Annotated in this window: 22 protein-coding genes and 2 tRNA genes; 11 read left to right on the forward strand and 13 right to left on the reverse strand. The window is 54.6% G+C overall.

All coding sequences use genetic code 11. The features are described 5' to 3' along the window. The first annotated feature begins 178 nt into the window (after positions 1-178). On the forward strand, positions 179-331 hold the full coding sequence (locus FHU12_RS04305; protein ID WP_004935921.1) for a Hok/Gef family protein: 153 nt from the start codon (positions 179-181) through the stop codon (positions 329-331). Positions 332-390: 59 nt separating this feature from the next. Here the strand turns inward: FHU12_RS04305 and yfaE are convergent, their stop codons facing one another. The 4 genes from yfaE to ubiG form a co-directional block, all read right to left on the reverse strand. After that, the gene (yfaE, locus tag FHU12_RS04310; RefSeq protein ID WP_025303642.1) at positions 391-651 is read right to left on the reverse strand and encodes a class I ribonucleotide reductase maintenance protein YfaE; all 261 of its coding nucleotides are present in this window, start codon (positions 649-651) and stop codon (positions 391-393) included. A 3-nt stretch (positions 652-654) separates the two neighbouring features. Next, the gene (nrdB, locus tag FHU12_RS04315) at positions 655-1,785 is read right to left on the reverse strand and encodes a class Ia ribonucleoside-diphosphate reductase subunit beta (protein WP_019453694.1); all 1,131 of its coding nucleotides are present in this window, start codon (positions 1,783-1,785) and stop codon (positions 655-657) included. Between the two features lie 67 nt (positions 1,786-1,852). Then, positions 1,853-4,141 carry a class 1a ribonucleoside-diphosphate reductase subunit alpha gene (nrdA, locus tag FHU12_RS04320; protein ID WP_141967620.1) on the reverse strand — a complete coding sequence of 763 codons (2,289 nt, stop codon included), beginning with the start codon at positions 4,139-4,141 and terminating at the stop codon, positions 1,853-1,855. Positions 4,142-4,579: 438 nt separating this feature from the next. After that, on the reverse strand, positions 4,580-5,305 hold the full coding sequence (ubiG, locus tag FHU12_RS04325; protein ID WP_043136511.1) for a bifunctional 2-polyprenyl-6-hydroxyphenol methylase/3-demethylubiquinol 3-O-methyltransferase UbiG: 726 nt from the start codon (positions 5,303-5,305) through the stop codon (positions 4,580-4,582). A 212-nt stretch (positions 5,306-5,517) separates the two neighbouring features. Here ubiG and gyrA point away from each other — a divergent pair, with 212 nt between their 5' ends. Further along, positions 5,518-8,160 carry a DNA topoisomerase (ATP-hydrolyzing) subunit A gene (gene gyrA / locus FHU12_RS04330; RefSeq protein WP_141967622.1) on the forward strand — a complete coding sequence of 881 codons (2,643 nt, stop codon included), beginning with the start codon at positions 5,518-5,520 and terminating at the stop codon, positions 8,158-8,160. 166 nt (positions 8,161-8,326) lie between these two features. Beyond that, positions 8,327-11,188: a two-component system sensor histidine kinase RcsC gene (gene rcsC, locus FHU12_RS04335; protein ID WP_141967624.1), complete on the forward strand. Its 2,862-nt coding sequence runs from the start codon at positions 8,327-8,329 to the stop codon at positions 11,186-11,188. A 61-nt stretch (positions 11,189-11,249) separates the two neighbouring features. Here rcsC and rcsB read toward each other — a convergent pair whose 3' ends face one another. Genes rcsB through FHU12_RS04355 form a run of 4 tightly spaced genes read right to left on the reverse strand, consistent with a single transcriptional unit; the run spans position 11,250 to position 16,232 of the window. Next, positions 11,250-11,900, reverse strand: coding sequence for a response regulator transcription factor RcsB (gene rcsB, locus FHU12_RS04340; protein ID WP_004935900.1), 651 nt, complete (start codon positions 11,898-11,900; stop codon positions 11,250-11,252). Further along, the gene (rcsD, locus tag FHU12_RS04345; RefSeq protein ID WP_141967626.1) at positions 11,893-14,595 is read right to left on the reverse strand and encodes a phosphotransferase RcsD; all 2,703 of its coding nucleotides are present in this window, start codon (positions 14,593-14,595) and stop codon (positions 11,893-11,895) included. The genes rcsB and rcsD overlap by 8 nt, the downstream gene beginning before the upstream one ends. Before the next feature lie 20 nt (positions 14,596-14,615). Beyond that, entirely contained in the window at positions 14,616-15,770 is a 1,155-nt protein-coding gene (locus FHU12_RS04350) for an MFS transporter (RefSeq protein WP_141967628.1), read from the reverse strand. Positions 15,771-15,824: 54 nt separating this feature from the next. Then, positions 15,825-16,232 (reverse strand): DUF4186 domain-containing protein, encoded by a 408-nt coding sequence (locus tag FHU12_RS04355; RefSeq protein ID WP_141967630.1) that lies wholly within the window; start codon positions 16,230-16,232, stop codon positions 15,825-15,827. A 695-nt stretch (positions 16,233-16,927) separates the two neighbouring features. Between FHU12_RS04355 and ompC the strand changes: the two genes are divergently transcribed. Beyond that, entirely contained in the window at positions 16,928-18,058 is a 1,131-nt protein-coding gene (gene ompC / locus FHU12_RS04360) for a porin OmpC (protein ID WP_141967633.1), read from the forward strand. Between the two features lie 149 nt (positions 18,059-18,207). After that, positions 18,208-18,624, forward strand: coding sequence for a VOC family protein (locus FHU12_RS04365; RefSeq protein ID WP_141967635.1), 417 nt, complete (start codon positions 18,208-18,210; stop codon positions 18,622-18,624). Here the strand turns inward: FHU12_RS04365 and FHU12_RS04370 are convergent. Further along, positions 18,618-19,196, reverse strand: a complete 579-nt coding sequence (locus FHU12_RS04370) for a TetR/AcrR family transcriptional regulator (protein WP_141972839.1) — start codon at positions 19,194-19,196, stop codon at positions 18,618-18,620. The genes FHU12_RS04365 and FHU12_RS04370 overlap by 7 nt on opposite strands. Positions 19,197-19,303: 107 nt before the next feature. Between FHU12_RS04370 and FHU12_RS04375 the strand changes: the two genes are divergently transcribed. The 4 genes from FHU12_RS04375 (at position 19,304) to FHU12_RS04390 (ending at position 20,555) form a co-directional block, all read left to right on the forward strand. Further along, positions 19,304-19,771, forward strand: a complete 468-nt coding sequence (locus FHU12_RS04375; RefSeq protein ID WP_025303631.1) for a nuclear transport factor 2 family protein — start codon at positions 19,304-19,306, stop codon at positions 19,769-19,771. A 127-nt stretch (positions 19,772-19,898) separates the two neighbouring features. Then, on the forward strand, positions 19,899-20,228 hold the full coding sequence (gene osmE, locus FHU12_RS04380; RefSeq protein ID WP_025303630.1) for an osmotically-inducible lipoprotein OsmE: 330 nt from the start codon (positions 19,899-19,901) through the stop codon (positions 20,226-20,228). Between the two features lie 157 nt (positions 20,229-20,385). Further along, positions 20,386-20,473: transfer RNA gene (locus FHU12_RS04385), tRNA-Ser, on the forward strand. Between the two features lie 6 nt (positions 20,474-20,479). Continuing rightward, positions 20,480-20,555 (forward strand) — tRNA-Thr (locus tag FHU12_RS04390). A 133-nt stretch (positions 20,556-20,688) separates the two neighbouring features. On the opposite strand, the gene FHU12_RS04395 is transcribed toward FHU12_RS04390, so the two are convergent. Next, on the reverse strand, positions 20,689-21,837 hold the full coding sequence (locus FHU12_RS04395) for an acyltransferase family protein (RefSeq protein WP_141967637.1): 1,149 nt from the start codon (positions 21,835-21,837) through the stop codon (positions 20,689-20,691). Between the two features lie 366 nt (positions 21,838-22,203). After that, positions 22,204-22,449 carry a DinI family protein gene (locus FHU12_RS04400; RefSeq protein WP_141967639.1) on the reverse strand — a complete coding sequence of 82 codons (246 nt, stop codon included), beginning with the start codon at positions 22,447-22,449 and terminating at the stop codon, positions 22,204-22,206. Positions 22,450-23,318: 869 nt separating this feature from the next. Between FHU12_RS04400 and FHU12_RS04405 the strand changes: the two genes are divergently transcribed. Both FHU12_RS04405 and FHU12_RS04410 read left to right on the forward strand, forming a co-directional pair. After that, positions 23,319-23,972 carry a helix-turn-helix domain-containing protein gene (locus FHU12_RS04405; protein ID WP_141967641.1) on the forward strand — a complete coding sequence of 218 codons (654 nt, stop codon included), beginning with the start codon at positions 23,319-23,321 and terminating at the stop codon, positions 23,970-23,972. Further along, positions 23,973-24,461: an ATP synthase subunit B family protein gene (locus FHU12_RS04410; protein WP_141967643.1), complete on the forward strand. Its 489-nt coding sequence runs from the start codon at positions 23,973-23,975 to the stop codon at positions 24,459-24,461. Here FHU12_RS04410 and FHU12_RS04415 read toward each other — a convergent pair. Both FHU12_RS04415 and FHU12_RS04420 read right to left on the reverse strand, forming a co-directional pair. After that, a complete protein-coding gene (locus FHU12_RS04415; RefSeq protein ID WP_141967645.1) occupies positions 24,454-25,185 on the reverse strand; it encodes a metallophosphoesterase family protein in 732 nt (243 codons plus the stop codon). The genes FHU12_RS04410 and FHU12_RS04415 overlap by 8 nt on opposite strands. A 17-nt stretch (positions 25,186-25,202) precedes the next feature. Then, on the reverse strand, positions 25,203-25,865 hold the full coding sequence (locus FHU12_RS04420) for a VUT family protein (protein ID WP_141967647.1): 663 nt from the start codon (positions 25,863-25,865) through the stop codon (positions 25,203-25,205). Positions 25,866-26,103: the final 238 nt, after the last annotated feature.

Here is a 26,103-nt window from a genome sequence, read left to right on the forward strand (position 1 = left end):
GGATATTCGCGACGAGGGAATGCTGTTACTCTTTTGGCGGGTGCTTGAGACTGTTCGTCTTGGGCATTGTGTGACAAGGCGGATAGATGAAAGCCCCAGACTGACTCTCAATCAGAATGGGGCTGCACATACCGCCTAGACACCGGTATGGTAGCCCCTTCACAGCAAGGAGGCAAGCATGCGCTTAAGGCATGTGTTCCACTCGCTAACCGTTGTATGTATTACGGTTTTGTTATTTATCTGGATGATAAGAGACTCGCTGTGCGAGCTAAAAATCTACCAGGAAAATATCACTATCCTGATCAGGTTGGCGTGTGAGGTGAAGCGGTAATCATAGGGCGGGGGCAACCCCGCCTTCTGGTCTCCAGGCGCGGTTTCCGGCACCCGACTTTACATTTCCAGCTCGATATCCGTCAGCGGCATGCAGCAGCAGGGCAGGATCTCGCCGGCGTTGATAAACGCCAGCGGCTGCTGGCGGTAGGTCACTTCACCTTTCACCAGCTTCAGGCGGCAGGCGCCGCAATAGCCGGAGCGGCATTGGTACTCCACCTGCACGTCGTGCAGTTCCAGCACGTCGAGCAGGCAGTTTTCACTGTTGGGGCAGGAGAGCTGCGTGCCGGCGGCGCGCAGCGTTACGATTGGCGTCGCCATCGCTTACAGTTCGAAGTCGCTCAGGTCGTCGGCGTTGATCTCCGAGTCGATCTGGCCAACCAGGTAGGAGCTCACTTCCACTTCCTGCGGCGCCACCTGCACGTTGTCGGACACCAACCAGGCATTGATCCACGGGATCGGGTTGGAACGAGTTTCGAACGGCAGACCGAGGCCGACCGCCTGCATGCGGATATTGGTGATGTATTCCACATACTGGCACAGGATGTCTTTGTTCAGGCCGATCATCGAGCCGTCGCGGAACAGGTATTCCGCCCACTCTTTTTCCTGCTGGGCGGCCAGCACGAACAGATCGTAGCACTGCTGCTGACATTCTTCGGCGATCTCCGCCATTTCCGGATCGTCGGCGCCGGAACGCATCAGGTTCAGCATGTGCTGGGTGCCGGTCAGGTGCAGCGCTTCGTCGCGGGCGATCAGCTTGATGATTTTGGCGTTGCCTTCCATCAGTTCGCGCTCGGCGAACGCGAAGGAGCAGGCAAAGCTGACGTAGAAGCGGATCGCTTCCAGCGCGTTCACGCTCATCAGGCACAGGTACAGCTGCTTTTTCAGCGCACGCAGATTGACGGTGACGGTTTTACCGTTCACCTGGTGGGTGCCTTCACCCAGCAGGTGATAGTAGCTGGTCATCTCGATCAGATCGTCGTAGTAGCCGGAAATGTCTTTCGCGCGCTTCTTGATCTCTTCGTTGGTGACGATGTCGTCGAACACCAGCGCCGGATCGTTGACGATATTGCGGATGATGTGAGTGTAGGAACGGGAGTGGATGGTCTCGGAGAACGACCAGGTTTCCACCCAGGTTTCCAGCTCAGGGATCGAGATCAGCGGCAGCAGGGCGACGTTCGGGCTGCGACCCTGGATGGAATCCAGCAGCGTCTGATACTTCAGGTTGCTGATGAAGATGTGCTTCTCGTGCTCCGGCAGCGCCTGGTAATCGATGCGATCGCGGGAGACGTCAACTTCTTCCGGGCGCCAGAAGAAGGAGAGCTGTTTTTCGATCAGCTTTTCGAAGATTTCATGCTTTTGCTGGTCGAAACGCGCAACGTTTACCGACTGGCCGAAGAACATCGGCTCTTGCAGCTGGTCGTTTTTGGTCTGAGAAAAAGTGGTGTAAGCCATAAGCCTGAATCCATCGTAACGTGGCTAAATGAAGGGGCCGGAAAATTCCGGCCCGCTAGGTCAAACTTTAGATCTTGCAGGCGCCGCTTTCGCAGTCGTCATCGCCGGCCTTGGCAGGCTGCAAATCTTCCTGGGCGTCTTCCGCACCGTCGCGGGTGTTTTGGTAGTACAGCGTTTTCACACCGAACTTGTAGGTGGTGAGCAGGTCTTTCAACAGCTGCTTCATCGGCACCTTGCCGCCCGGGAAGCGGGTCGGATCGTAGTTGGTGTTGGCCGAAATCGACTGGTCGATGAATTTCTGCATCAACCCCACCAGCTGCAGATAGCCATCGTTGCTCGGCATTTCCCACAGCAGCTCGTAGTTGTCTTTCAGACGCTCATACTCCGGCACCACCTGGCGCAGGATGCCGTCTTTCGACGCCTTGATGCTGATGTGGCCGCGCGGCGGCTCAATGCCGTTGGTGGCGTTGGAAATCTGCGAAGAGGTTTCCGATGGCATCAGGGCAGATAGCGTCGAGTTGCGCAGACCGGTTTCCTGGATCTCTTTACGCAGGGTTTCCCAGTCGTAGTGCAGCGGCTCGTTGCAGACAGCATCCAGGTCTTTCTTATAGGTGTCGATCGGCAGGATACCCTGCGAATAAGTGGTCTCTTTGAACCACGGGCAAGCGCCTTGTTCCTGAGCCAGACGGTTGGAGGCTTTCAGCAGGTAGTACTGAATGGCTTCGAACGTTTTGTGCGTCAGGTTGTTGGCGCTGCCGTCGGAGTAGCGTACGCCGTTCTTCGCCAGGTAATAAGCGAAGTTGATGACGCCGATGCCCAGGGTGCGGCGGCCCATCGCGCCACGGTGCGCAGCCTTGATCGGATAATCCTGGTAATCCAGCAGGGCATCGAGTGAACGCACCGCCAGGGTTGCCAACTCTTCCAGATCGTCCAGGCTGTCGATCGCGCCCAGGTTGAAGGCGGACAGGGTGCACAGCGCAATCTCGCCGTTTTCGTCGTTGACGTCTTCCAGCGGCTTGGTCGGCAGGGCGATTTCCAGGCACAGGTTGGACTGGCGAACCGGCGCGATCTGCGGGTCGAACGGGCTGTGGGTGTTGCAGTGGTCGACGTTCTGGATGTAGATACGACCGGTAGAGGCGCGCTCTTGCATCATCAGAGAGAACAGCTCAACCGCTTTCACACGCTTCTGGCGAATGCTGTCGTCTTTCTCGTACTGGGTGTACAGACGCTCGAATTCGTCCTGATCGGCGAAGAACGCGTCATACAGCCCCGGCACGTCGGACGGGCTGAACAGGGTGATGTCTTCGCCCTTGATCAGACGCTGGTACATCAGACGGTTCAGCTGCACGCCGTAGTCCATGTGACGCACGCGGTTGCCTTCAACGCCACGGTTGTTTTTCAACACCAGCAGGCTTTCCACTTCCAGGTGCCACATCGGGTAGAACAGCGTTGCCGCGCCACCGCGCACGCCGCCCTGCGAGCAGGATTTGACGGCGGTCTGGAAGTGTTTGTAGAACGGGATACAGCCGGTATGGAAGGCTTCACCGCCACGGATCGGGCTGCCCAGCGCGCGGATGCGGCCGGCGTTGATGCCGATGCCGGCGCGTTGCGAAACGTATTTCACAATGGCGCTGGAGGTGGCGTTGATGGAGTCCAGGCTGTCACCGCACTCGATCAGCACGCAGGAGCTGAACTGGCGGGTTGGGGTGCGCACGCCGGACATGATTGGCGTAGGCAGCGAAATCTTGAAGGTGGAAATCGCGTCGTAGAAGCGTTTGACGTAGTCCAGACGGGTTTCACGTGGGTAGTTGGAAAACAGGCACGCGGACACCAGCATGTACAGAAACTGGGCGCTTTCGTAGATCTCGCCGCTGACGCGGTTCTGCACCAGATACTTGCCTTCCAGCTGCTTGACGGCGGCATAAGAGAAGTTCATGTCGCGCCAATGATCGATAAAGGAATCCATCTGCTCGAACTCTTCAGCGCTGTAGTCTTCCAGCAGATGTTTATCGTATTTGCCCATCTCGACCATGCGGCTCACGTGCGCGAGCAGCTTCGGCGGCTCGAATTGGCCATAGGCCTTTTTACGCAGGTGGAAGATCGCTAGGCGAGCGGCCAGGTACTGATAGTCCGGCGCGTCGCGGGAGATCAGATCGGCTGCGGCTTTGATGATGGTTTCGTGAATGTCGGCGGTTTTGATGCCGTCATAAAACTGAATGTGTGAACGCAACTCTACTTGAGAAACCGAGACGTTGTGTAATCCCTCTGCGGCCCAATCGATGACCCGGTGGATTTTGTCGAGATTGATGCGCTCTTTACGGCCATCGCGTTTAGTTACAAGCAGACTTTGGTTCATGTGGTGTTTTACCTGTCCGTATGGTGCCCCTAAGCAGAAGTGTAGTCGCTCTGCTCAGTATGTAAACACTATATATAGGGGTTATATGTCGGTGAGGTAACAAGATAGTGAGAAAAAACGGCGTTTGCAAGTGAACAAAACCGGCCTAATTTGTGGATAACTTGGGGGTGAAATGTCACTTGCCGTTCGCAGTGCGCGCCGTGACTGGTGCGACAAGCTTGTCAATAAGCGCGATCAGATTTTACTGAAAAACTGAAAAAACCGATCGTTTGGCGCTTTATTAAACGTTAGAAAAAAACGGCATATTGATCTGATTTAATATTCTAAAAAACTGTTTACAACGGCTATTTTGATCGAAGTCGCGGAAATTAGGTATTTTTCCTAATGCCGCGTGGGCGCCGCACCCCGATAATGCAGGGGCGGCGCGGTTTACAGCGCTTAGCCTTCGTGCTGGGTGTGTACCATGTAGTTCACGTCAACGTTGCGCCCAAGCTTGAAATGATCGGTGATCGGGTTGTAATGCAGGCCGATCATATGCTTTTCGCGCAGCGGCGTGCCGTCGACCCAGCCGATCAGTTCGGACGGGCGAATGAACTTCTTATGATCGTGGGTGCCCTGCGGCACCATTTTCAATACGTACTCTGCGCCGATCACCGCCATCAGCCAGGCTTTGGTATTGCGGTTGATGGTGGAGAAGAACACGTGGCCGCCCGGTTTCACCAGATGAGCGCAGGCGCGCACCACCGAGGCCGGATCGGGCACGTGCTCCAGCATCTCCATACAGGTGACCACGTCGTAGCGCTGTGGATTGGCCTGAGCGTGGCTTTCCACCGTTTCCTGCACGTAAGTCACATTGACGCCGCTTTCCAGCGCGTGCAGCCGGGCGACCTGCAGCGGCTCCGCACCCATGTCGAGGCCGGTCACCTGCGCCCCTTCGCGCGCCATGCTTTCCGCCAGAATGCCGCCGCCGCAGCCCACGTCGAGCACCTGCTTGTCAAAAATGCCGCCGGCGCGCTGCATGATGTAGTTCAGGCGCAGCGGGTTGATGCGGTGCAGCGGTTTGAACTCGCCTTCCAGATCCCACCAGCGGGAGGCGACGGCCTCGAACTTGGCGATTTCCTGGTGGTCAACGTTTTGCACTCGGCTGGATGATTCTGCGTTCATGGGCGGGTCTGGCTCCTTGTTCTCGTTGCGCGGATTATACATGTTCCGGCGCGGCATCGTCTGCGCCGATGCGTTTTTAGCGCACTTATCTGCACAATTTCCGTGAAACAGCGGCGGTTATTTTCCCGTAAAGCGTGCTTTGTGATATAGTTTTACACCTTTGCCACTATGGCAGCGGGCAGATGAATCATTAGTAGAGGGATAGCAGCTCCATGAGCGACCTTGCCAGAGAAATCACACCGGTAAACATCGAAGACGAGTTGAAAAACTCGTATCTGGACTATGCGATGTCCGTTATTGTCGGACGTGCGCTGCCAGATGTTCGTGATGGACTGAAGCCGGTTCACCGCCGCGTTCTGTACGCGATGAGCGTATTGGGTAACGACTGGAATAAACCATACAAGAAATCGGCCCGTGTCGTCGGGGACGTGATCGGTAAATATCACCCGCACGGTGACAGCGCGGTTTATGACACTATCGTGCGTATGGCTCAGCCGTTTTCACTGCGCTACATGCTGGTGGACGGTCAGGGTAACTTCGGTTCCGTCGACGGCGACTCCGCCGCGGCGATGCGTTATACCGAAGTGCGCATGTCCAAGATTGCTCACGAACTGTTGGCGGATCTGGAAAAAGAAACCGTCGATTTCGTGCCTAACTATGATGGCACCGAGCAGATCCCGGCCGTCATGCCGACCAAGATCCCGAACCTGCTGGTCAACGGCGCATCGGGCATTGCCGTGGGCATGGCCACCAATATTCCGCCGCACAACCTGGCGGAAGTCGTCAACGGCTGCCTGGCCTATATCGACGATGAAAACATCAGTATCGAAGGGCTGATGGAGCACATTCCGGGGCCGGACTTCCCGACGGCGGCGATCATCAACGGCCGTCGCGGCATTGAAGAGGCCTACCGCACCGGGCGCGGCAAAATCTACCTGCGCGCGCGCGCGGAAGTGGAAGCCGACGCTAAAACCGGCCGCGAAACCATCATCGTTCACGAGATCCCGTATCAGGTGAACAAGGCGCGTTTGATCGAGAAGATCGCCGAGCTGGTGAAAGAAAAACGCGTGGAAGGCATCAGCGCGCTGCGCGACGAGTCCGATAAAGACGGCATGCGCATCGTCATCGAAGTCAAACGCGACGCGGTCGGCGAAGTGGTGCTGAACAACCTGTATGCGCTGACGCAACTGCAGGTCACCTTCGGCATCAACATGGTCGCGCTGCATCAGGGCCAGCCTAAACTGCTGAACCTGAAAGACATCCTCGTAGCCTTCGTGCGCCACCGTCGCGAAGTGGTTACCCGCCGCACCATCTTCGAACTGCGCAAGGCCCGCGACCGCGCCCATATCCTGGAAGCGCTGGCTATCGCGCTCGCCAACATCGACCCGATCATCGAGCTGATTCGCCGTGCGCCGACCCCGGCGGAAGCGAAAGTCGCGTTGGTGGCTCAGCCGTGGGATCTGGGCAACGTCAGCGCCATGCTGGAACGCGCCGGTGACGACGCCGCCCGCCCTGAGTGGCTGGAGCCGGAGTTCGGCATCCGCGATGGCAAGTACTACCTGACCGAGCAGCAGGCTCAGGCGATTCTGGATCTGCGTCTGCAGAAACTGACCGGCCTGGAGCACGAAAAGCTGCTGGAAGAATATAAAGAGCTGCTCAACTTCATCGCCGAGCTGATCTTTATTCTGGAAAGCCCAGAGCGCCTGATGGAAGTGATCCGCGAAGAGCTGGTGGCGGTCAAAGAGCTGTACAACGACGGCCGTCGCACCGAGATCACCGCCAATACTTCCGACATCAACATCGAAGACTTGATCAACCAGGAAGACGTGGTGGTGACCCTGTCTCACCAGGGCTACGTGAAGTACCAGCCGCTGTCCGACTATGAGGCGCAGCGCCGCGGCGGCAAAGGCAAGTCCGCCGCGCGTATTAAAGAAGAAGACTTTATCGATCGCCTGCTGGTGGCCAACACCCACGATACGATCCTGTGCTTCTCCAGCCGTGGCCGCCTGTACTGGATGAAGGTGTACCAACTGCCTGAAGCCAGCCGTGGCGCGCGTGGTCGCCCAATCGTCAACCTGCTGCCGCTGGAAGCCGATGAGCGTATCACCGCCATCCTGCCGGTGCGCGAGTATGAAGAAGGGCGCCATGTGTTCATGGCCACCGCCAGCGGTACCGTGAAGAAAACCGCGTTGACCGAGTTCAGCCGTCCGCGCAGCGCCGGCATCATCGCCGTCAACCTCAACGAGGGCGACGAGCTGATCGGTGTCGATCTGACCGACGGCAGCAACGAAGTCATGCTGTTCTCGGCTAACGGTAAAGTGGTGCGATTCCCGGAAACGCAGGTGCGTTCGATGGGCCGTACCGCGACCGGCGTACGCGGCATCAACCTCGGCGAAGGCGACAGCGTGATCTCGCTGATCGTGCCGCGCGGCGAAGGCGACATTCTGACCGTCACGCAAAACGGCTTCGGTAAACGTACTGCAGTGACCGAGTACCCGACCAAGTCACGCGCCACCCAGGGGGTTATCTCCATCAAGGTGAGCGAGCGTAACGGCCAGGTGGTTGGTGCCGTGCAGGTGGAAACCAGCGACCAGATCATGATGATCACCGATGCCGGCACGCTGGTGCGTACCCGCGTTTCGGAAGTCAGCGTGGTGGGCCGTAACACCCAGGGCGTGACGTTGATCCGCACGGCGGAAGACGAAAACGTCGTCGGCCTGCAGCGGGTGGCTGAGCCGGTGGAAGACGAAGAGCTGGATAGCCTGGAACCGGGCGCGGAAGCGGTGGAAGAAGACACCACGCCGCTGGACGATGGCGACGACGCGGCTGAGCCGATGGACGACGACAACGTTTAAGCAAGGTGAGGGCGTCGGCATACCGACACCGTAATGCACTGAGACAAAAGGGCCTGGCAGCGATGCTAGGCCCTTTTTCAGTTATATGGTTTAATTGGCGCACCGAGCCGCCGGCCGTCGCGCCGGCGACAACGCGCGCAGTCACTGACTTTCGTATGGTATCCGATTGAAATACTTAGCCTCTTTTCGAACTACGCTGAAGATATCCCGCTATCTGTTCCGGGTGCTGGCGATTTTGCTGTGGTCGTTGGGAGCGCTGCTCACCACCTTTTATATTCTGAATATTCTGCATCAGAAAGAATCGGACATCCGGCAGGAGTACAACCTCAATTTTGATCAGGCGCAGGGCTATATCCGCCATTCGGCCGACATTATCCGCGATATCAAGTATATGGCGGAGAACCGCCTCAACGGGTCGGTCAGCAGCCTGGACATGTTCAGCGGCGTGTTTCCCGGCAAAGGCAGCCCACCGCAATTCTTCCCGCTGTACCCGGAGTCCAACTGTGCGCTGAGCACCACCTACCGCAGTTCGCTCGATTCACTGAGTGGCCTGATCCAGTATTGGAAAGAGAACTTCGTGGCGGCCTACGATCTCAACCGGGTGTTCTTCATCGGCGGCGACAGCCTGTGTCTGGCTGAGTTCGGCGGCGGCAACGCGGTCGCCAATCGGGAAAACATGCTGAAGTTGCTGCACGAGCGCATTCTGAAATACCGCAATGCCAAGAGCCTGGATAAAGACAACAACCTGTATTGGATCAGCCCCAGCGCGCAGCGGCCGGACGTCGGTTATCTGTATGTGCTGGCGCCTATCTATATCGGCAACAAGCTGGAGGCGCTGTTGGGGATCGAGCAAACCGTCCGGCTGGAAGATTTCGTCACCGCCGGCAACCTGCCGATCGGCGTCACGCTGCTGGATGAAAACAACGAGCCGGTGCTGCGCCTGGCGGACGGCGATCGCTATGCCGCTTCGCTCAACAGCTACCCCGAAGAGCATGCCTACTTCGGTTATGTCGACAACTACCGCGATCTGATCCTGAAGAAAGCGCTGCCGCCGTCTTCGCTGAGCATCGTTTATGCGCTGCCGGTGAAAAGCGTGGTGGAACGCTTCAAGATGCTGATCCTCAATGCGCTGTTGCTGAATCTGCTGTCGGCTATCGTGCTGTTCACGCTGGCATGGCTGTTTGAGCGCAAGATGTTCCTGCCGGCGGAGGACAACGCTTTCCGCCTGGAAGAGCACGAGCAGTTCAACCGCAAGATTGTCGCCTCGGCGCCGGTGGGCATCTGTATCCTGCGCATCAGCGACGGCACCAATATTCTGAGTAACGAGCTGGCGCACAACTATATCAATTTGTTGACCCACGAAGATCGCGATCGCATTACGCGCATCATTTGCGAGCAGCAGGCAAATTTCGTCGATGTGATGACCAGCAATAACAACAACCTGCAGATCAGCTTTGTCCACTCGCGCTACCGTAACGAAGAGGTGGCGATTTGCGTGCTGGTGGACGTCAGCGCACGCGTGAAGATGGAAGAGTCGCTGCAAGAGATGGCGGCGGCGGCGGAGCAGGCCAGCCAGTCCAAATCGATGTTCCTGGCCACCGTCAGCCATGAGCTGCGCACGCCGCTGTACGGCATTATCGGCAACCTCGATTTGCTGCAAACCAAGGCGCTGCCGCAAGGGGTCGACCGGTTGGTCAACGCGATGAACAACTCTTCCGGCCTGCTGCTGAAAATCATCAGCGATATTCTCGATTTCTCCAAAATCGAGTCCGAGCAGTTGAAGATAGAACCGCGCGAGTTCTCCTGCCTGGAGGTAATCACCCATATCGCCGGCAACTATTTGCCGTTGGTGGTGAAGAAACGTCTGGGGCTGTACTGCTTTATCGAACAGAATGTGCCAGAGCGTATCTTTGGCGATCCGGTGCGGCTGCAGCAGGTGCTCTCCAACCTGGTGAACAACGCCATCAAGTTCACCGATACCGGCTGTATCGTGCTGCAGGTCTGCACCCGCGGCAGCTATCTGGAGTTCAGCGTACGCGATACCGGCGTCGGTATTCCGGAGAAGGAAATTTCGCGCCTGTTCGATCCGTTCTTCCAGGTGGGCACCGGCGTGCAGCGTCATTTCCAGGGAACCGGACTGGGGTTGGCGATCTGTGAAAAACTGATCAACCTGATGGACGGTGATATCGCCGTCGAGTCTGAACCAGGGCTGGGTAGCTTGTTCAGCATCCGCATCCCGCTGTTCAACGCTCAGTTCCCCATCCCGCAGGCCAGCGATACCTGGCAGGGGCGTCGGCTGTGGCTGGATATTCGCAATCAGCGGCTGGAAAGTTACCTGATGGCGATTCTGGGTGGCTATGGCGCCGATATCCAGCGCTATGACGGCCAAGAGACCGCCGCCGGCGAGGTGATGCTCAGCGATCATCCGCTGATGCTGGACACGCCGCTGCTGGCTCAGATCCAATTCTCCACCGAGCATATCGGCCCATCGCTGGAAACCCGGCCGGGTTATTGGATGCACAGCACTTCCACGCCGCGAGAAACGCTGACCTTGCTCAACCGCTTGTTCGGCGTCGGCAACGGCGCGGCAGAGGCGCTGGTGCAACTGCCGGTGCCCGCCAAGGCCAGCGCGGCGGACAACGGCGATATTCATCTGCTGGTGGTTGACGATCATCCGATCAACCGTCGCCTGTTGTCCGATCAGCTGGGGTCGTTGGGGTATCAGGTGGTGACCGCCAACGACGGCGTCGACGCGCTCGGCGTACTGAAACAGCATCACGTCGATATTGTGCTGACCGACGTCAATATGCCGAACATGGACGGTTATCGCCTGACGCAGGAACTGCGACAGATGCAGTTCAGCGCGCCGGTAATCGGCGTGACGGCGAACGCGCTGGCGGAAGAGAAGCAGCGCTGTCTCGAGGCGGGTATGGATAACTGCCTGTCGAAACCGGTTACGCTGGAGACGCTGGAGCAGACGCTGGCTTATTACAGCCAACAGGTCCGCTACAACCGCAGCGAGGCCTGAAAAGCAAACAGGCACGGCGGATGCCGTGCCTGTTTGGCGTTAACCTGCCGTGAGGCGGGCTTTAGTCTTTGTCCAACGGGGTCATGCTGACGGACGAGAGATAGTTGAGCAGGGCGATGTCGTTCTCGACGCCCAGCTTCATCATCGCCGATTTTTTCTGGCTGCTGATGGTTTTGATGCTACGGTTGAGCTTCTTGGCGATTTCGGTCACCAGGAAACCTTCGGCGAACAGACGCAGCACTTCGCTCTCTTTCGGCGACAGACGTTTGTCGCCATAGCCGCTGGCGCTGATTTTTTCCAGCAGTTTAGAGACGCTTTCCGGCGTGAACTTCTTGCCTTTCTGCAGGGCGGCCAGCGCCTTCGGCAGATCGGTCGGCGCGCCTTGTTTCAGCACGATGCCTTCGATATCCAGATCCAATACCGCGCTCAGGATCGCCGGGTTGTTGTTCATGGTCAGCACGATGATCGACAACTGCGGATAGTGGCGCTTGATGTACTTAATCAGCGTGATGCCGTCGCCATACTTGTCACCCGGCATCGACAGATCGGTGATCAGTACGTTGGCGTCCAGCTTGGACAGATTGTTGATCAGTGCGGTTGAGTCTTCGAACTCCCCAACGACATTCACCCATTCAATTTGCTCAAGTGACTTCCGGATGCCAAACAGTACGATAGGATGGTCATCAGCAATAATTACGTTCAGGTTATTCATGTTGTTGGCTACCTTGCTTCAGCAGTCTGCTGACGAAAAAATCAATCTGACTGATGTTATTCTCGATCTCGGGCGCATCACCTTCTGCGATGCGCTGTTCTAACGATTCGCACAGCTGCTTGCCGGGAAGCAGATTTAACATGGCAAACACGCCTTTCAGGCGGTGTGCGGTTTGTGACAGCGCATTGAAATCACTGCTGCCCGCCTCAGTATACAGTTTTTTGACATCGTCGGGTACTGTATCGACAAACAGCCCATAGTAATCACTTGATTTCAATTGTTTTTCATAGAGTTGGATATCTTCTGAGCTCAATGAAAGCGGGCTTTCTTCCTGTTCCAGTGCGGCCATTTGCTGTTCGATCAGCATCAGCACGGCGTCGATTAATGCGCCGTTCAGATTATAGTTCACCCGAATGTAGCGTTTATCCAGCGCTTGCCAGCCCGGCTCATCGGTCGCCAGCAACAGGGTATAATCATCGGCGCGCTGCGGGTTATCGGTCAGCAGCACGTCATAATCGCGGTTGACCGCGCGATCTTCGGCGACGAGACAGTCGGCGCCGTAGGCCTGCAGCAAACGGGTCACGATGCCGCGCACTTCATCCGACGTGACGTCCAACAGGGCGGTGACGCCGTCGAGCAACTTTTCCTGCTCCTGCGGCTCTTTTTTCTCCATCTCCATGGCGACGCGAATGGTATAGCGAGTGCCGATATCCACCTTGCTGCGAATGTCCAACTGGCCGTTAAGCTTCTTGCACAGCTGATTGCACAGGAAGAAAGTGAGCCCGGAACCGTGGTTGAAGCGGTCCACCAGCGTCTGGCTGAGGAACGGATAATTGAGGTTGCTGATCTCTTCGTTGGAGATACCTGAACCGGTGTCGTTGATTTGGAAAATCAGGCGGTCCGGATGTTCGGGCTCGTGGTCGACAACCAGGGAAATCTTGCCGCAGGCGGTGGTGATAATGGCGTAATGCACCAGCAGCGCGATCACTTTGCGCAGCGCGTTGGCGTCGCCGATATAGTTCTGCTCGACGTCCAGCTGGAAATGCTTGAACAGCGCCAGCCCCTTCTGGTTAAGGGCAGGCAGGGCCTCCAGCAGCAACTCGTCGACCATCGCCGCCGGGTTGAACGGTTCGCGCGTAGGCTGCCAGTCCTGGGTTTCCAGCCGGGTCAGCAGGGTAATGTTATCGATCAAACCCAGCACCGAAGCCGACTCCGCGGTCAACTGGCCCAGCAGTGCCTGTTGCTGCTCCTCATCCGGCCGGTTGCGCAGGCGATCGACCAGATCGTGCATCTGACGCACCGGCTGATTGAGCTCGATGCCCAAATTGTGCAGCATCAGTTTGCGCGCCTGAACGTTCTTGTCGTATTCGCGCCGAGCCTGCTGCAACCGTTTGTTCACCATCACTTCTTTATCCTGATCGTGCATCAGGAACAGATAGGTGTCCGGCGACAGCTGGCTGCGGAAAATGCGAATTTCATACACCTCGTTGTTGACCGTTGCCTGGATGACACCGTGGTGCTGTTCGGCCATATGGGCGATCTTTTGCAGGCTGAGGTGCGGCAGCAGGTGCTCGGCGATTTTGTTGCTGGCGATCACCGTATTGTTGGCGAAGCTATAGACCAGCAGGCCGGAAGGCAGGCTGGAGACGATCTCCTGATTCAGCGCGCGCTCGGCTTCCAGCTCCACCGCCATGTTCTCGCTCGGGCGAATGTACTGGCGGCGGATAAAGTAGATGCTCAGCATCGACAGCGCCAGCAGTAGCAGGTTGATCGCGATCAGCCAGATGTTGTTGCGCAGCAGATCGATAGCCAGATTGATGGCCGAAACGCGATATACCACTTTCAGAGGCGCATTGGGCAGGGCGGCGCTGAACTCGACCCAACCGCCGCTCATCGTCGCATGGGTACCGAGAGCCGTTTCCGCCGGGATGGCGCTGTCGTCGAGATCGACATCGTCCGGCAGCAGCAGGAAATTGGCGCGGGCCAGATTGGCCGGAATGATGTCGTTGATCGGTAAGTCGAAGGCGATCACCGTCGCCAGATGCCCCGGTTGATTAAAGGTGGTGCGAATCGAGAACGAATAGGCGTTCTGGAAACGCTGCTTGCGCAGATCGGAAAAGCTTTCGCGCTCGTCGAGCATGTTGGCCTGTTGCAGCATCTCTGCGCGGCGTTCGTCCGCCGAGGTGGTCAGGTAGCTCTCTCGAAAGCGCGAAGCCAGCTCTTTGAGCGGCTGGGTGGTGATCAGACTGAGGCTGTTGTCCTGACCATTGAGGTAATACATGGCGTAGTTCTCGGTCTTGGCACCCCAGCGGGTGTCCAGATAATCCGAGATGTTGGCGATCATCGCCAGCGTGTTCTCGTCATGGCTGCCGAAGATCACCGCGTCGGTTTTCTTGTGCGGCTTCTCGACATAATAGACGTCGGGCCGCAGGCGGGTTTCCTGCAAGCTGGGATCGCCATTCTGCGCCGGCGCATTGCCGAATTTGTCATAGACCTGGTAGGTCATATAGCGGTAGGTATCGATACGCTTTTGCAGCGAACCGGCAATGCTGTTCAGCGTGTACTTCTTTTCCGCCAGCCAGGCGTTGGTGTAGTTGTAACCATACAGGCCAATGCCGATCGTCAGCAGCACGATAAACAGCAGGAAGCAGCGGGTAATGTTGCTGGAGCTGATGGTCAGTTGTTTATTTTGCATAGTGGCTGCACATTCCTGAATCAGCGAGTGACGGCCTTGGCGCTGGCGGTTACCGCCAACAGCAGAGCGGCTACGCAGGCGAAAGCCACCGTCAGGCTGGAAAACTGAGCGATAAAGCCGATCAGCGCCGGGCCGGCCAGAATACCGGCATAGCCGACGGTGGTGACGGAAGCAATCGCCAAATTGGCCGGCATGTCGCGCTGGTTGCCCGCCGCGCTGAACAGGATCGGCACGACGTTCGAGGCGCCCAGGCCGACCAGCATGAAACCGACCAGCGACACGGTGGCGTGATTGAAGGCGATGGCCAGGCTCAGACCGAGAGCGGCGCACAGGCTGCCCAGCAGCAGCACCCGGTAGCGGCCCAGCGAGTTCACCACCCGATCGCCATTGAGCCGGCCGAGCGTCATGGTGATGGAAAACAGCGCATAGCCCAGGCCGGCCTGGCTATGCTCGACGCCGCGCAGCGTGGTGAGGAACAGCGCGCTCCAGTCGAGCATCGATCCTTCCGCCAGAAACATGATAAAGCACAGGATGCCGATGAACATCACCCAGCCGCGCGGCAAGACGAACATCGGCCCGCCGTCGTCGGCGCCGCTCTCACGCAGCAGATGGCGGCTGGCGAGCGCCAGCAGCGCCATCACCGCCAGTACGGTGAGCAGGATGGATTGCAGCGGCGTCAGCCCCAGCCACAGCAGCGCGCTGACGCCACCTGCGCCGGCAATGCCGCCGATGCTGAAGAAACCGTGAAAACCGGACATCATCGCCTTGCCGCTGGCGCGTTCGACGATCACCGCCTGAACGTTCATCGCCACGTCGATCATGCCGATCGCCGCCCCGAACAGCAGCAGCGCCACGGCCATGCCGCCGAGGGAATCCATCAGCGCCAGCAGCGGCAGATCGATGCATAACCCGAGCCCCGCCATCAGGATCACCGCGCGGCAGCCCAATTTGCCGGTCAGGAAACCGGTCAGCGGCATCGCCAGCATGGAACCGGCGCCGATACAGAGCAGCAACAGGCCGAGCGAGCCGTCATCGATACCGATGCGCGTTTTGGCGAAGGGGACCAGCGGCGCCCAGGCGGCCATGCCGAGGCCGGCGACGAAAAAGGCCAGGCGGGTGGCGATCTGTTGAGGAACGCCGGGCGTTTGCTGTTCATTGCACAAGGTGGCTGTCATGTAAGCGTCAGGATCTTGGGTCAAAAGAGTGGTGAAAGTTACTGACAGTTTTTATCACAATCCGCGATCCGGGTCGAAAAGATTCGCGCCTGGCTCCTCCCTGGCACCGCCTCTGCGCACCAGCCATAGGGCGATCGCCTGGACTATATAGGCCTTTTGTTGCTGGTCGAGCGCGATACCCTGCGGTATGTCGTGCCATTTTTCCAGACAGCCGCGGCAGCAGGTGGCGGTGGCGTGCTGGGCGACGAACACCGGGTGGCCGCGCATCGGCGTTTGCTTGCCGTCATTCTTGGGATGGGCGGCGGCCAGGCGGCGGTCGATGAAATCGCGGGCATGGCTGAGGATCAGCGGCAGGCCTTTGTCATCGAGATAGGTTTGGTCTTTGGGATTCAAACGGAAGCGGGCGCGGAAGGGGGAGCTTTGCAGCCGCCGCCAGAGCGCGTCAGGGTGAAATGGCATCATGACTTTACTCGCTGAAGATGAGCTTTTTTTCAGGCTACCAGAAGTGAAACTCCACGGCTAATTATGCCTGCGGCAAGAAATAACGGATGGGATAAAGCACGAAATGAAAAACAAGCTCAATTTGTAGACTAAAATAAGGAAAAAGATTAGCAATTAGTGCGGAAGTGAATTAGTGAAACTATATCATGAGGTTATTTATTTGTGTGCTATTTGTACGAGTTGAAATTGTGAGGAGAGTGTGAAGAAAAATAAAAAACCGGCCATAAGCCGGTTAAAGGAATGCTGAAATTATCTTCGGATAATGAAGGTAATAATGAAAATAATGATGATAGCGAGGTGATTATAGCGACTGAGTGCGGACAGCGTTTTGGCACAATGTGCTTATTGCCCGGTTCAATTGTATGGTTGCCTTTTTTTTCTTAAAGATATGTATAACTACATGATTTTTTATCAATTAATCTATTCTTTGTCTTTAAGTGCTTTATTTTGTTTGTCTGTAAGGTTTTGTGAAAGTTCGCGCGTACTTACATTTTGAAACCTTTATTAATTACAATGAAACACTATCGGATACTTGGTATCATTTTCTTTCTGGATTAATATAACCCTTGTTACCAGAATGGTAATGCACAGTCGTGCTAATAATGCTCGAAAAGGGCAGTGGCCGTAGCTCGACATAATTAACGAGGATAATAACGATGAAACTTCGAGTACTCTCTCTGATGGTACCCGCACTGCTGGTTGCAGGCACAGCAGGCGCGGCGGAAATCTACAACAAAGACGGTAATAAACTGGATTTGTACGGTAAAGTCGACGGTCTTCACTATTTCTCCGGCAATGATGGCGCGGACGGCGATCAGTCTTATATGCGTTTTGGCCTGCGCGGCGAAACGCAAATCAGCGATCAGCTGACCGGTTACGGCCAGTGGGAATATCAGGCCAACCTGAACCACGCTGAAAACCAGGACAACAAGAACTTCACCCGTTACGGCTTCGCCGGTCTGAAATTCGGCGACTACGGTTCCTTCGACTACGGTCGTAACACCGGCGTGCTGTACGACGTCGCGGCTTACACCGACTTGCAGCCTGAGTTCGACGGCTCGACCTACGGCGCTGACCAGTTCATGTTCCAGCGTTCCAGCGGCCTGGCGACCTACCGTAACAACGGTTTCTTCGGCCTGGTAGACGGCCTGAACTTTGCCCTGCAGTACCAGGGTAAGAACGGCAGCCCAGAAGAAACCAACAACGGCCGTGACGTTCTGGGTCAGAACGGCGAAGGCTATGGCATGTCGATGAGCTACGACCTGGGCTACGGTATCAGTGCCGCCGGTGCCTTCTTCAACTCTCGTCGTACCAGCGAGCAGAACGGCGGTGGCGGCTACCAGAACATAATGGGCCGCGGCGATAAAGCAGAAGGGTATTCCGGCGGCCTGAAATATGACGCCAACGACACCTATCTGGCCGTGATGTTCACCCAGTCCTACAATGCGGCGCGCTTCGGTAGTTCTACCAGCGATGCTTTCGGTTACGCCAACAAGGCGCAGAGCTTCGAAGCCTACGCGCACTACCAGTTCGACTTCGGTCTGCGTCCGTTCGTAGGCTATAACCAGACCAAAGGTAAAGACCTGGGCCTCGCCGGTAACGGCAAGGACTACGGCGATGAAGATCTGGTCAAATTCGTCGACCTGGGTGCGACCTACTTCTTCAACAAAAACATGTCCACCTATGTTGACTACAAAATCAACCTGCTGGACAACAACGACTTCACCCAAGCTGCCGGTATCAACACCGACAACGTGGTTGCCGTGGGCCTGGTTTACCAGTTCTAAGCACCTCAGTGTGAACGTCATCGCGCGGCCTTCGGGCCGCGTTTTTTTTGCCTGTAAAGCACGGATTGATCCGTTGTCGGCACGGGAAGCGCTTCGGCTCGCCCTCGCTCGGCCTACGCTGTCAGTACAGCAAACAGAGCGGAGGTGATATGGAGCTCAAGATCGGCAAGGTGATCGAAACGGTGCTGTACGTCAGCGATATTGAACGCGCGGACGCTTTTTATCGAGAGGTGCTGCAACTGTCGGCGATGGTCGCCAACGAACGGTTTCGCGCCTATAACGTCGGCGATCGAAGCGTATTGTTGCTGTTTATTGAGGGCGATTCGCTGCGCGGGGCGCACTATCCGACCGGGTTTATTCCCGCGCACGATGGCGTGGGGCCGGCGCATATCGGGCTGGCGGTAGCGAAAGACCAACTGCCGCATTGGGAACGGCATCTGATGGCCAACGGTGTGGAGATAGAGGGGCGGATGCGCTGGGAACACGGTGGGGAGAGCATTTATTTTCGCGATCCCGACGCTCACCTGCTGGAGTTGGTGACGCCGGGCATCTGGGCCAATTACTGATCGAACCCGCCTTGCGCCAACATGCCCAACGCGGCATTCAGCACCTGCAGCGCGGCCTGCGGTTGCCGCTCTATCTGCACTCTGACGGTGGCGCCGTCGATCAGCATCGCCAACATCGCTGCATGCTGTTCCCGCTGTGGGCCGGCGGGCAGGTGGCGCGCCAGCTCGTCCGCCATCTGCCGCTTATGCTGGCCGGCGATATGCAGGCTTTCCGGCAGCAGGTCGGCAAGCTCCACCGCCGTATTGATAAACGCGCAGCCGCGAAAGCGCGGGTCGTCGAACCATTCCGCCAGGCAGGGCGCCAGCGCCGCCAGCAACCCGCCGGTTTGCGCCACATGCCTGGCCAACGCTGTGCTGAACCAGGCTAGCCACTGCTGGTGGCGATAGGCCAAAAACGCCGTAATCAGGTCGTTCTTGCTGGGAAAGTGGCGATAAAACGTCACCTTGGTTACGCCAGATTCCTTGATGATGCGATCGATACCGGTGGCGCGGATCCCCTCCTGATAAAACAGATCGTGTGCCGTCAGCAGGATGCGCTGGCGGGCGGGCAAGGCGTTGAGATCGGCGGTCATCATTTTCTCCCGGGCTATTTTCGAGTGATTGTAGACAACTCTGTCTACATGCGCTAGCGTAATGATGTAGACAGAGTTGTCTACATGCCTTCACTCAGGAGATGAACATGAGCATTAAACCCCCATTGCCGCCTTTTACCCGCGAATCCGCCATCGAGAAGGTGCGGCTGGCGGAGGATGCCTGGAACAGCCGCGATCCCGAACGCGTATCGCAGGTATATTCCCTCGATACCCATTGGCGTAACCGCGCGGAGTTTGTCGACGGCCGCGCAGCGGTGGTTGGTTTTTTACAACGCAAATGGGCGAAAGAACTGGAGTATCGATTGATTAAGGAGCTGTGGGCGTTTGATGGGGCGCGCATCGCGGTGCGTTTTGCCTATGAATGGCGCGACGATTCCGGCAACTGGTATCGCAGTTTCGGCAACGAAAACTGGGAGTTCAATCAGGAGGGGCTGATGATCAATCGCCATGCTTGCATCAACGACATGCCGATCCGCGAACAGGATCGGCGTTTTCATTGGCCGCTCGGCCGGCGCCCGGACGATGTCCCGGCCCTGAGCGATTTCGGTTTCTGAATCTGACGTTGCACCCGCGATGGTCGCTCGTGAGAAAAAGCGCACCGATCGACAAAGGGGAATTTGTAGAAAAGCCTTTCCACTTCTAGACTTAGGGGACAACAAACGCACTCCAAGAGGACAAGCTATGACGAAGAAGTTGGTTTTGGCCGTCGGCACTGCGGCGGTATTTTCCATTCTTGCCGGCTGTACCACCTATGATCGTGCAGCCAGCTATGTCAATGAGCCGGTGGTCAGCGATGTCAAAGTAGGGATGACCAAGCAACAGGTGCGGGCTATCGCGGGTCCGCCGTCGACCACCGCCACGCTGGTTCATGCGCAGGGCACCTGCGACACCTATGCGGTGGCGCCGCGCGACGGCAAGGTGCAAACCTATTTTGTCAGCTACAACGACACGGGCCATGTCATGAACAAGGGCTATCAAACCTGTTCAGACTACGATTCTCAGCCGAAATAATCGCGTTTCGGCCGACCAAAAAAGCCTCGCTTGCGCGGGGCTTTTCATTTTTTAAGCGTTTAAGGCCTGAAGTTTAGGCAACTGCGTCGGTTGTGCCATTTTTTTGCATCAAAACGATAGACATTTCATAACGGTATCGCTAATATCAGCGCCCATTGGAAGGATGGCCGAGTGGTTTAAGGCAACGGTCTTGAAAACCGTCGAGTGTAACAGCTCCCAGAGTTCGAATCTCTGTCCTTCCGCCAAATTCAGCCGGCTTAGCTCAGTAGGTAGAGCAACTGACTTGTAATCAGTAGGTCACCAGTTCGATTCCGGTAGCCGGCACCATGACAGAGGCCCCAGCAGCGATGCTGGGGCTTTTTGTTATGGATTTTTTACTGGGAGCGCCACGAGAAGGAGTTTCTCAGGTGGCGCTGAAGTTAACCGATAAGCAGCTATCAGATTGAGTGTCGATAGGCAATTACCTTAGCGCGACAGCTTTCGTTTGGCTGCGACTAATAAGCATTTTGCCGAGTTTGATACCTGGTTTCTCAACAAAGTGGTACAGCAACGTTGCGATACCATAAGTGATCGGGAGAATGATTCCTGATGCAACAATGAACCGCATCACTGAAGAAAGTTCAGCAAATGATGTGGTCGAGAGCAAATAGGCGATGACCGGTAGGACTATCAATAGGTGGAGCAAATAAACTGAGTATGAGACATCTCCCAGAAATACGCTGAAACGGTTTGTCAGGCACCAGCGCGGCAAGCACAGCACGCGCGACCACTTGCTCTCTTCACTCCTAGCCCAAAGCATCGTGACCATCATTAAGATCAGACCTATTTGAGCGAGCAAATGGTATTTATTCAATTCGTTTGGCAGATACGCGCTACCCAGTACGGTCAATAAAGCAAAAACGACATAGCGAACACTCTTTCTGCGGATTGATTCAGCCATCAGCATGCCACCAATAAATAAGTTCAGCTTTATGAGGATCATGGAGGGCATGGGGAATGCAGCAAAGTAGTTCGGTACTAAAAATTTGGCGAGCCCGCAGAGCAAGACAACCGCGAGGCATGCTCGGGCAAATCCCAGTTTCAAGACTGTCAACATGATGAATGGGAAAAGTAAATAGAACTGCATTTCCAAACCGATGCTCCAGTCGGGGAGCACCGTATTGAAGGAATAATCAGGCAGAAAGCCAAACATAAAGGTGACGTGCGTAAATACATTCAAGAATGAATGATCGCTATAGCGTGAGCTGTTGGTTTGCGTTTCGCTGTAGAAGTGGCCAATGATGTCTCTGGCCTCACCGAAGTAGCTACCAAATACAATTGCCACAGCCAATAAGACGTAGTAAAGCGGCGCGATGCGAAAGAACCGCCGAGTCCAAAACTTTTTGAAAGTCGACGCGTCGGTCCAGGGTTCCTGTTCCTTACGCTCAACATAATTTTTGGCCATTAAGTAGCCAGAAAGCAGGATGAAAAGATCTACACCGATTGCAGGATCAGAAAGAATGGGGGGGCGGAAGCGGGTTAGAATGCAGATATGACCTAAAACAACCCAAAGTGATGCCAGGCCGCGTAACCCCTCAAGTTCCTGTGACCACTTTTTAGCGGGTTGCATAAAGAGATACCTCTAAGTGATTTTTCATTAATTATTCCAATGAGTTGACGATTTTTCGACAGTATAGCATGGGATATCTTATGAGGTTAGTTGGCAAATTCTGAATGTAAACCGCATAGACTCTAGTTTTTTGCTATATCATAAGCTCTGAAATTCTTTAATTAGGCGAGCGAAAGTCGTCGTGCGGCATATATGAGAGTTGCATACGCAGCAGTAAGCCGCGAATCTTGAAAGTTTTTATTTCCCGGAGGGAGCAGGGCGGTAGCACCAGCAGAGAAGGTGTCACCATACTGCCTTGCTCGTATAAAATCCTGCTGGTGCTAGGCTCAGGTTGGGTTTTTAGTCGGGAGTTAGGGTTAAGAGCATTTATAAAATATCAGTGACCAGCCACTGATCCACTTCTTCGAACATCTCTTCCAACATTCGGTTCAGCTTCTCACGATCGCTTTTGCTGGCGTCGGAGTTCAGGCCGTTGGCCTGCATCGGCTTCACGCGCACCTCCGCCTCCGGGAACAGCGCATGCACGCGTTTTTCCAGCTCGTTGCGAATAATCTCGGCGGCGTTGGGCAGCCCAGCGACGTTGCGCTTGTCGTACACTAATTCTACAAACATGACTCACCTGTAAACACTGATTTAATGTACAGTATTTTGGCCTGAGGAAGGCGGGTTGGCAAGAGGGGGGCACAATTTTGCATAAGGCGTTTATTCTTACTTGCGCAGCGGGCGGCCAAGCCTGCCACGGCATCATTTCTTTACGTCTGGCCAGTGGTCTGCATTTTCCCCGCTCACTTCGGGCGTGAATATTCAAAGGGCACGATTATCCCCCGCAGTCTACATTTTTCTCCCTTACAAATCAGTACGTAAGGCGGTGGCGTCGGGCTGGGGCTCCCTGGTGTTGGGGGCCCGGCGCCACCTTTCTGGTCGCCGTTCTTGGCATAATATCGATCAACGCAGGTACACGTCGGAACTCGGCGCTACGGGTGCTGACGCAGCTTCTTCGCGTTCTGACAGAGAAAAAATCCCGAGTGTTGGGCAATGGTCGCTCTATGAGCGCTGAATAAAGCATTCATCTTATTTCCTTTAAAATTATTAAACCGGGATGCGGTTTGCTCTCCAGGTTGGCTTCTGTACGTTAAATTGCTGCGGGGTTAATGATCAGCATTTTGGGTTTCTCCCGCGTCAGCTATGGCGTGAATGCGATGAAGTTATCCCGGGCGTTGTAAAGCGCCTTTGATGTTTGATGAACGGGATATGAGTTAGCCTGCTCAGACAGCCATTTTATAAGTAAATTGAATCATTTAAAAAGCAACCAATCACGTTCGGTAATAACGGCGATTAACGATAAAATAGTTATATTACAATGCATTATATTTATATTTCGTATACCAAAGGCCCCGAGCCATTGTCATGTCCACCCTGTAAGTGGTTTAATGTTTTTGATTCACTTTAATGACGCTAAAGTATAGGTTTAAAACATTATAATGCAACCAAACAACATTAAAATATCAGAAGAAAATGGTATGTCATTGAAAATGATAGGTGAAAACCTCACTTACCTCATGCGCATGCACGGGATTGACGCCAGTCGGTTGAGCAGCGAAACAGGGATAGGTATTGCCACGATCAATAATCTGAGGAAAGGCGTGGGGAATCCCACGATCGCCACGCTTGCGTCCATTGGTGAATTTTTCAGCGTAAAAGTAGGGGAGCTGACTGACAAGGATTTAAGCGTCACGGGAGAGGCTAAGCACAATGTGAGGTCGCTGCCGCTCATTAGCTACAGCGATGTAGAGCGTTTTCTGGCCAACACGATCAGAACGGCAGATACCTATACGACAGAAGTCGATGACATGACGGACGATTCGCTGTTTGTGGTAGAGATAACGAATAATTCACTGTCGCCTGAATTAGACCGTGGAACGTATTGTGTGATCTCCCTCAAGGAGCCATTTTGCGATGGCGATATCGTCCTGGTTAAGCTGAAAAATTACCCAATATGCTTAAGGCGAGTTTTTGTTTCCGACGACGACTTGTTGTTTACAAACATCTCATTAGATGCAGATAGCAGCGTGAAGTCCTATAGCGATTATGCGATCGTCGGTGTTCTGGTGAAAACGATAAAGAGGCTGAAATAAATGGATTTATTTAACATAATGAGAAGGCTAAGAAAAATATACTCTCCCAGTTACCTCTATACGTTAGATCGCAGCGTGATCCGAACGGCGGATGGATATTGGCTTTTCAAAGAGTTTGGCACCCATACTTTCGTGAAAAAAAACTGGGGGCAACTCATCGAGGGCGATTTTCTCAGGCACGTTAACCCGAAAGACATCGCTTTTATCGCCGAGACCGAGTCTAAAATAAAAATTGCCTCGGCCAAACTGTCGATTCATGAAGAAAAACGAAACTGTATGTGGACGTTGAAAAATGACGTTGACTCGATATCAATATCAGGGGCGGATTTCCTAAAGGATCGCGATCTTGTCGACAAAACCGAGTCCTTGGATGCGACGAAAATAGCCTTTTATGCCGGGGTAAAAGAAGGCAGAGCACTCTCTGCCTCTTTGAAAAATGCAAAGAAAAGCGACAAGCCTAAAAAAACAATACTGACGTTGATTAAATAAACCAGGGTTCGACGTGAATATGCTCATCGAACGTAATTACGCTGAAAGCCGAGTTGTCTATGCTGCTGACATCGCTTGTGCCGTTTTTCCATTGCGAACAAATTGCCGGAGAAACAGAGATTAAGGTTTCCCCCAGCTTTCTTTGGAATAACGTATGTGCATGGCCTGAGCCGATAAACTTAACGTTTAATCGTTGGCAGAGGCTCAAAAGCTCCTCGGCATTGTTTAACATACAGCTATCAACAATCGGGGTGCCTACAGGAATAGGGTGATGATGCAAGAAGACGGCGACCTTTTTATTGTCACTTGCGACGATGGCTTTTTCAAGCGTGTCGAGCGATTGCGTTGAGATCCTGCCGAAATCTTCGTTATCGACCACCGAGTCGATGCTGAGCATGCGCCATTCGTCATCTTCAAACGAGTTTATATCATAGCTTCCGCCCTGCTTACTGGCTGCATCGTCCAGGTTCTTTTTGTTGTCGTGGTTGCCTGGGAAAAAATAGAAAGGTAAGGAAGTGCGGTTCATTATCTTAAAGAAGCGCTCATAAGAGGGGATATCGCCATCATGAGAGATGTCTCCCGTCACAATGATTAAGTCGGCATTGATTTTATCGGCATTGGCATTAATGAAGTCAATGGCCCTGTCGAAATTAGCAAGATGCTTCGAAGCCAGCGCGCTTTCATTAGGCATAATATGTATGTCGCTAATCTGAATTACTTTCATGCGAGACCCTGTTGATATTACTTAAATGGATTGTATGAGGTGCCCCAATCATAATGATCGGTGTTTTCTATCTTCTTCACCCACTCGACTAAGGCGATGGCGAGCGGCAGCAAGACAATAGAGACGACAACTTTATAAGACCACGTCGTGCCTATGATGTTAACCAACTCCATGAAGGTATATTTTCCTGAAAGACTGATCGGATAGGCTGTCAGCAACAGGGCGGCCTGTGTAGACATGGAGCCAACAATATATCGGATAAAGAAGTATTTTCCGGAGAAGATAATCTTCATCTTTGAAATAATAAAACCATTGACGAAATAAGCGACCGGAACGGACACCCAGGTGCCGATCATGACTCGCCAGAATTCATGGTATAAAGAATAATAGTGCGTGGCGATATCATTGTTTTCTGGCTGAATAACAGCTGAGAGATTAAGTATTATGACATATAAGCTTTGGCAGAACACCATGATCCATATTGCTCTTACCGACAATTTATAGCCGTAAACCTCAGTCAGCAATGTGGATATCAAGAAACATAGGGAGAATACAATGCCGCTGGCCGTTATTTTAAAACCATAGATATCAAAGACCTTATAAACCAACGTGTCGCAGGTGATCATAATGGTCACCGTCAGGCCAACAAAAAGGCCATAGAGCTTGAGATTTCCTTGCATTTTTATTCCTTATTTAGTCCGTGTTCTTCTGTTATTCATAATCCATACTTATTTAAAACGTCAAACGGGCGGCCAGATAGTGGCGTAATGATGCTCGAGCCATGTTGCATGGTCATCATTTCTCTTCATTCAAGGCAACGCCCCTTCTTTCCCACACGGGGTTCCTGAAGGCGAAAGCGCTACGCTGGGTTTTGCGGAGAATGCTGATGGCCTGTTGATTGAGAAAAGATGATCTTAC

Origin of the sequence: Serratia marcescens, from assembly GCF_006715005.1 — a bacterium.
In the GTDB taxonomy this organism is placed as follows: domain Bacteria; phylum Pseudomonadota; class Gammaproteobacteria; order Enterobacterales; family Enterobacteriaceae; genus Serratia; species Serratia montpellierensis.

Coding starts and splice junctions, on each gene's coding strand:
- FHU12_RS04305 (WP_004935921.1), top strand. CDS start 179: ATGCGCTTAAGGCATGTGTTCCACTCGCTAACCGTTGTATGTATTACG.
- yfaE (WP_025303642.1), bottom strand. CDS start 651: ATGGCGACGCCAATCGTAACGCTGCGCGCCGCCGGCACGCAGCTCTCC.
- nrdB (WP_019453694.1), bottom strand. CDS start 1,785: ATGGCTTACACCACTTTTTCTCAGACCAAAAACGACCAGCTGCAAGAG.
- nrdA (WP_141967620.1), bottom strand. CDS start 4,141: ATGAACCAAAGTCTGCTTGTAACTAAACGCGATGGCCGTAAAGAGCGC.
- ubiG (WP_043136511.1), bottom strand. CDS start 5,305: ATGAACGCAGAATCATCCAGCCGAGTGCAAAACGTTGACCACCAGGAA.
- gyrA (WP_141967622.1), top strand. CDS start 5,518: ATGAGCGACCTTGCCAGAGAAATCACACCGGTAAACATCGAAGACGAG.
- rcsB (WP_004935900.1), bottom strand. CDS start 11,900: ATGAATAACCTGAACGTAATTATTGCTGATGACCATCCTATCGTACTG.
- rcsD (WP_141967626.1), bottom strand. CDS start 14,595: ATGCAAAATAAACAACTGACCATCAGCTCCAGCAACATTACCCGCTGC.
- FHU12_RS04350 (WP_141967628.1), bottom strand. CDS start 15,770: ATGACAGCCACCTTGTGCAATGAACAGCAAACGCCCGGCGTTCCTCAA.
- FHU12_RS04355 (WP_141967630.1), bottom strand. CDS start 16,232: ATGATGCCATTTCACCCTGACGCGCTCTGGCGGCGGCTGCAAAGCTCC.
- ompC (WP_141967633.1), top strand. CDS start 16,928: ATGAAACTTCGAGTACTCTCTCTGATGGTACCCGCACTGCTGGTTGCA.
- FHU12_RS04365 (WP_141967635.1), top strand. CDS start 18,208: ATGGAGCTCAAGATCGGCAAGGTGATCGAAACGGTGCTGTACGTCAGC.
- FHU12_RS04370 (WP_141972839.1), bottom strand. CDS start 19,196: ATGACCGCCGATCTCAACGCCTTGCCCGCCCGCCAGCGCATCCTGCTG.
- FHU12_RS04375 (WP_025303631.1), top strand. CDS start 19,304: ATGAGCATTAAACCCCCATTGCCGCCTTTTACCCGCGAATCCGCCATC.
- osmE (WP_025303630.1), top strand. CDS start 19,899: ATGACGAAGAAGTTGGTTTTGGCCGTCGGCACTGCGGCGGTATTTTCC.
- FHU12_RS04395 (WP_141967637.1), bottom strand. CDS start 21,837: ATGCAACCCGCTAAAAAGTGGTCACAGGAACTTGAGGGGTTACGCGGC.
- FHU12_RS04400 (WP_141967639.1), bottom strand. CDS start 22,449: ATGTTTGTAGAATTAGTGTACGACAAGCGCAACGTCGCTGGGCTGCCC.
- FHU12_RS04405 (WP_141967641.1), top strand. CDS start 23,319: ATGCAACCAAACAACATTAAAATATCAGAAGAAAATGGTATGTCATTG.
- FHU12_RS04410 (WP_141967643.1), top strand. CDS start 23,973: ATGGATTTATTTAACATAATGAGAAGGCTAAGAAAAATATACTCTCCC.
- FHU12_RS04415 (WP_141967645.1), bottom strand. CDS start 25,185: ATGAAAGTAATTCAGATTAGCGACATACATATTATGCCTAATGAAAGC.
- FHU12_RS04420 (WP_141967647.1), bottom strand. CDS start 25,865: ATGCAAGGAAATCTCAAGCTCTATGGCCTTTTTGTTGGCCTGACGGTG.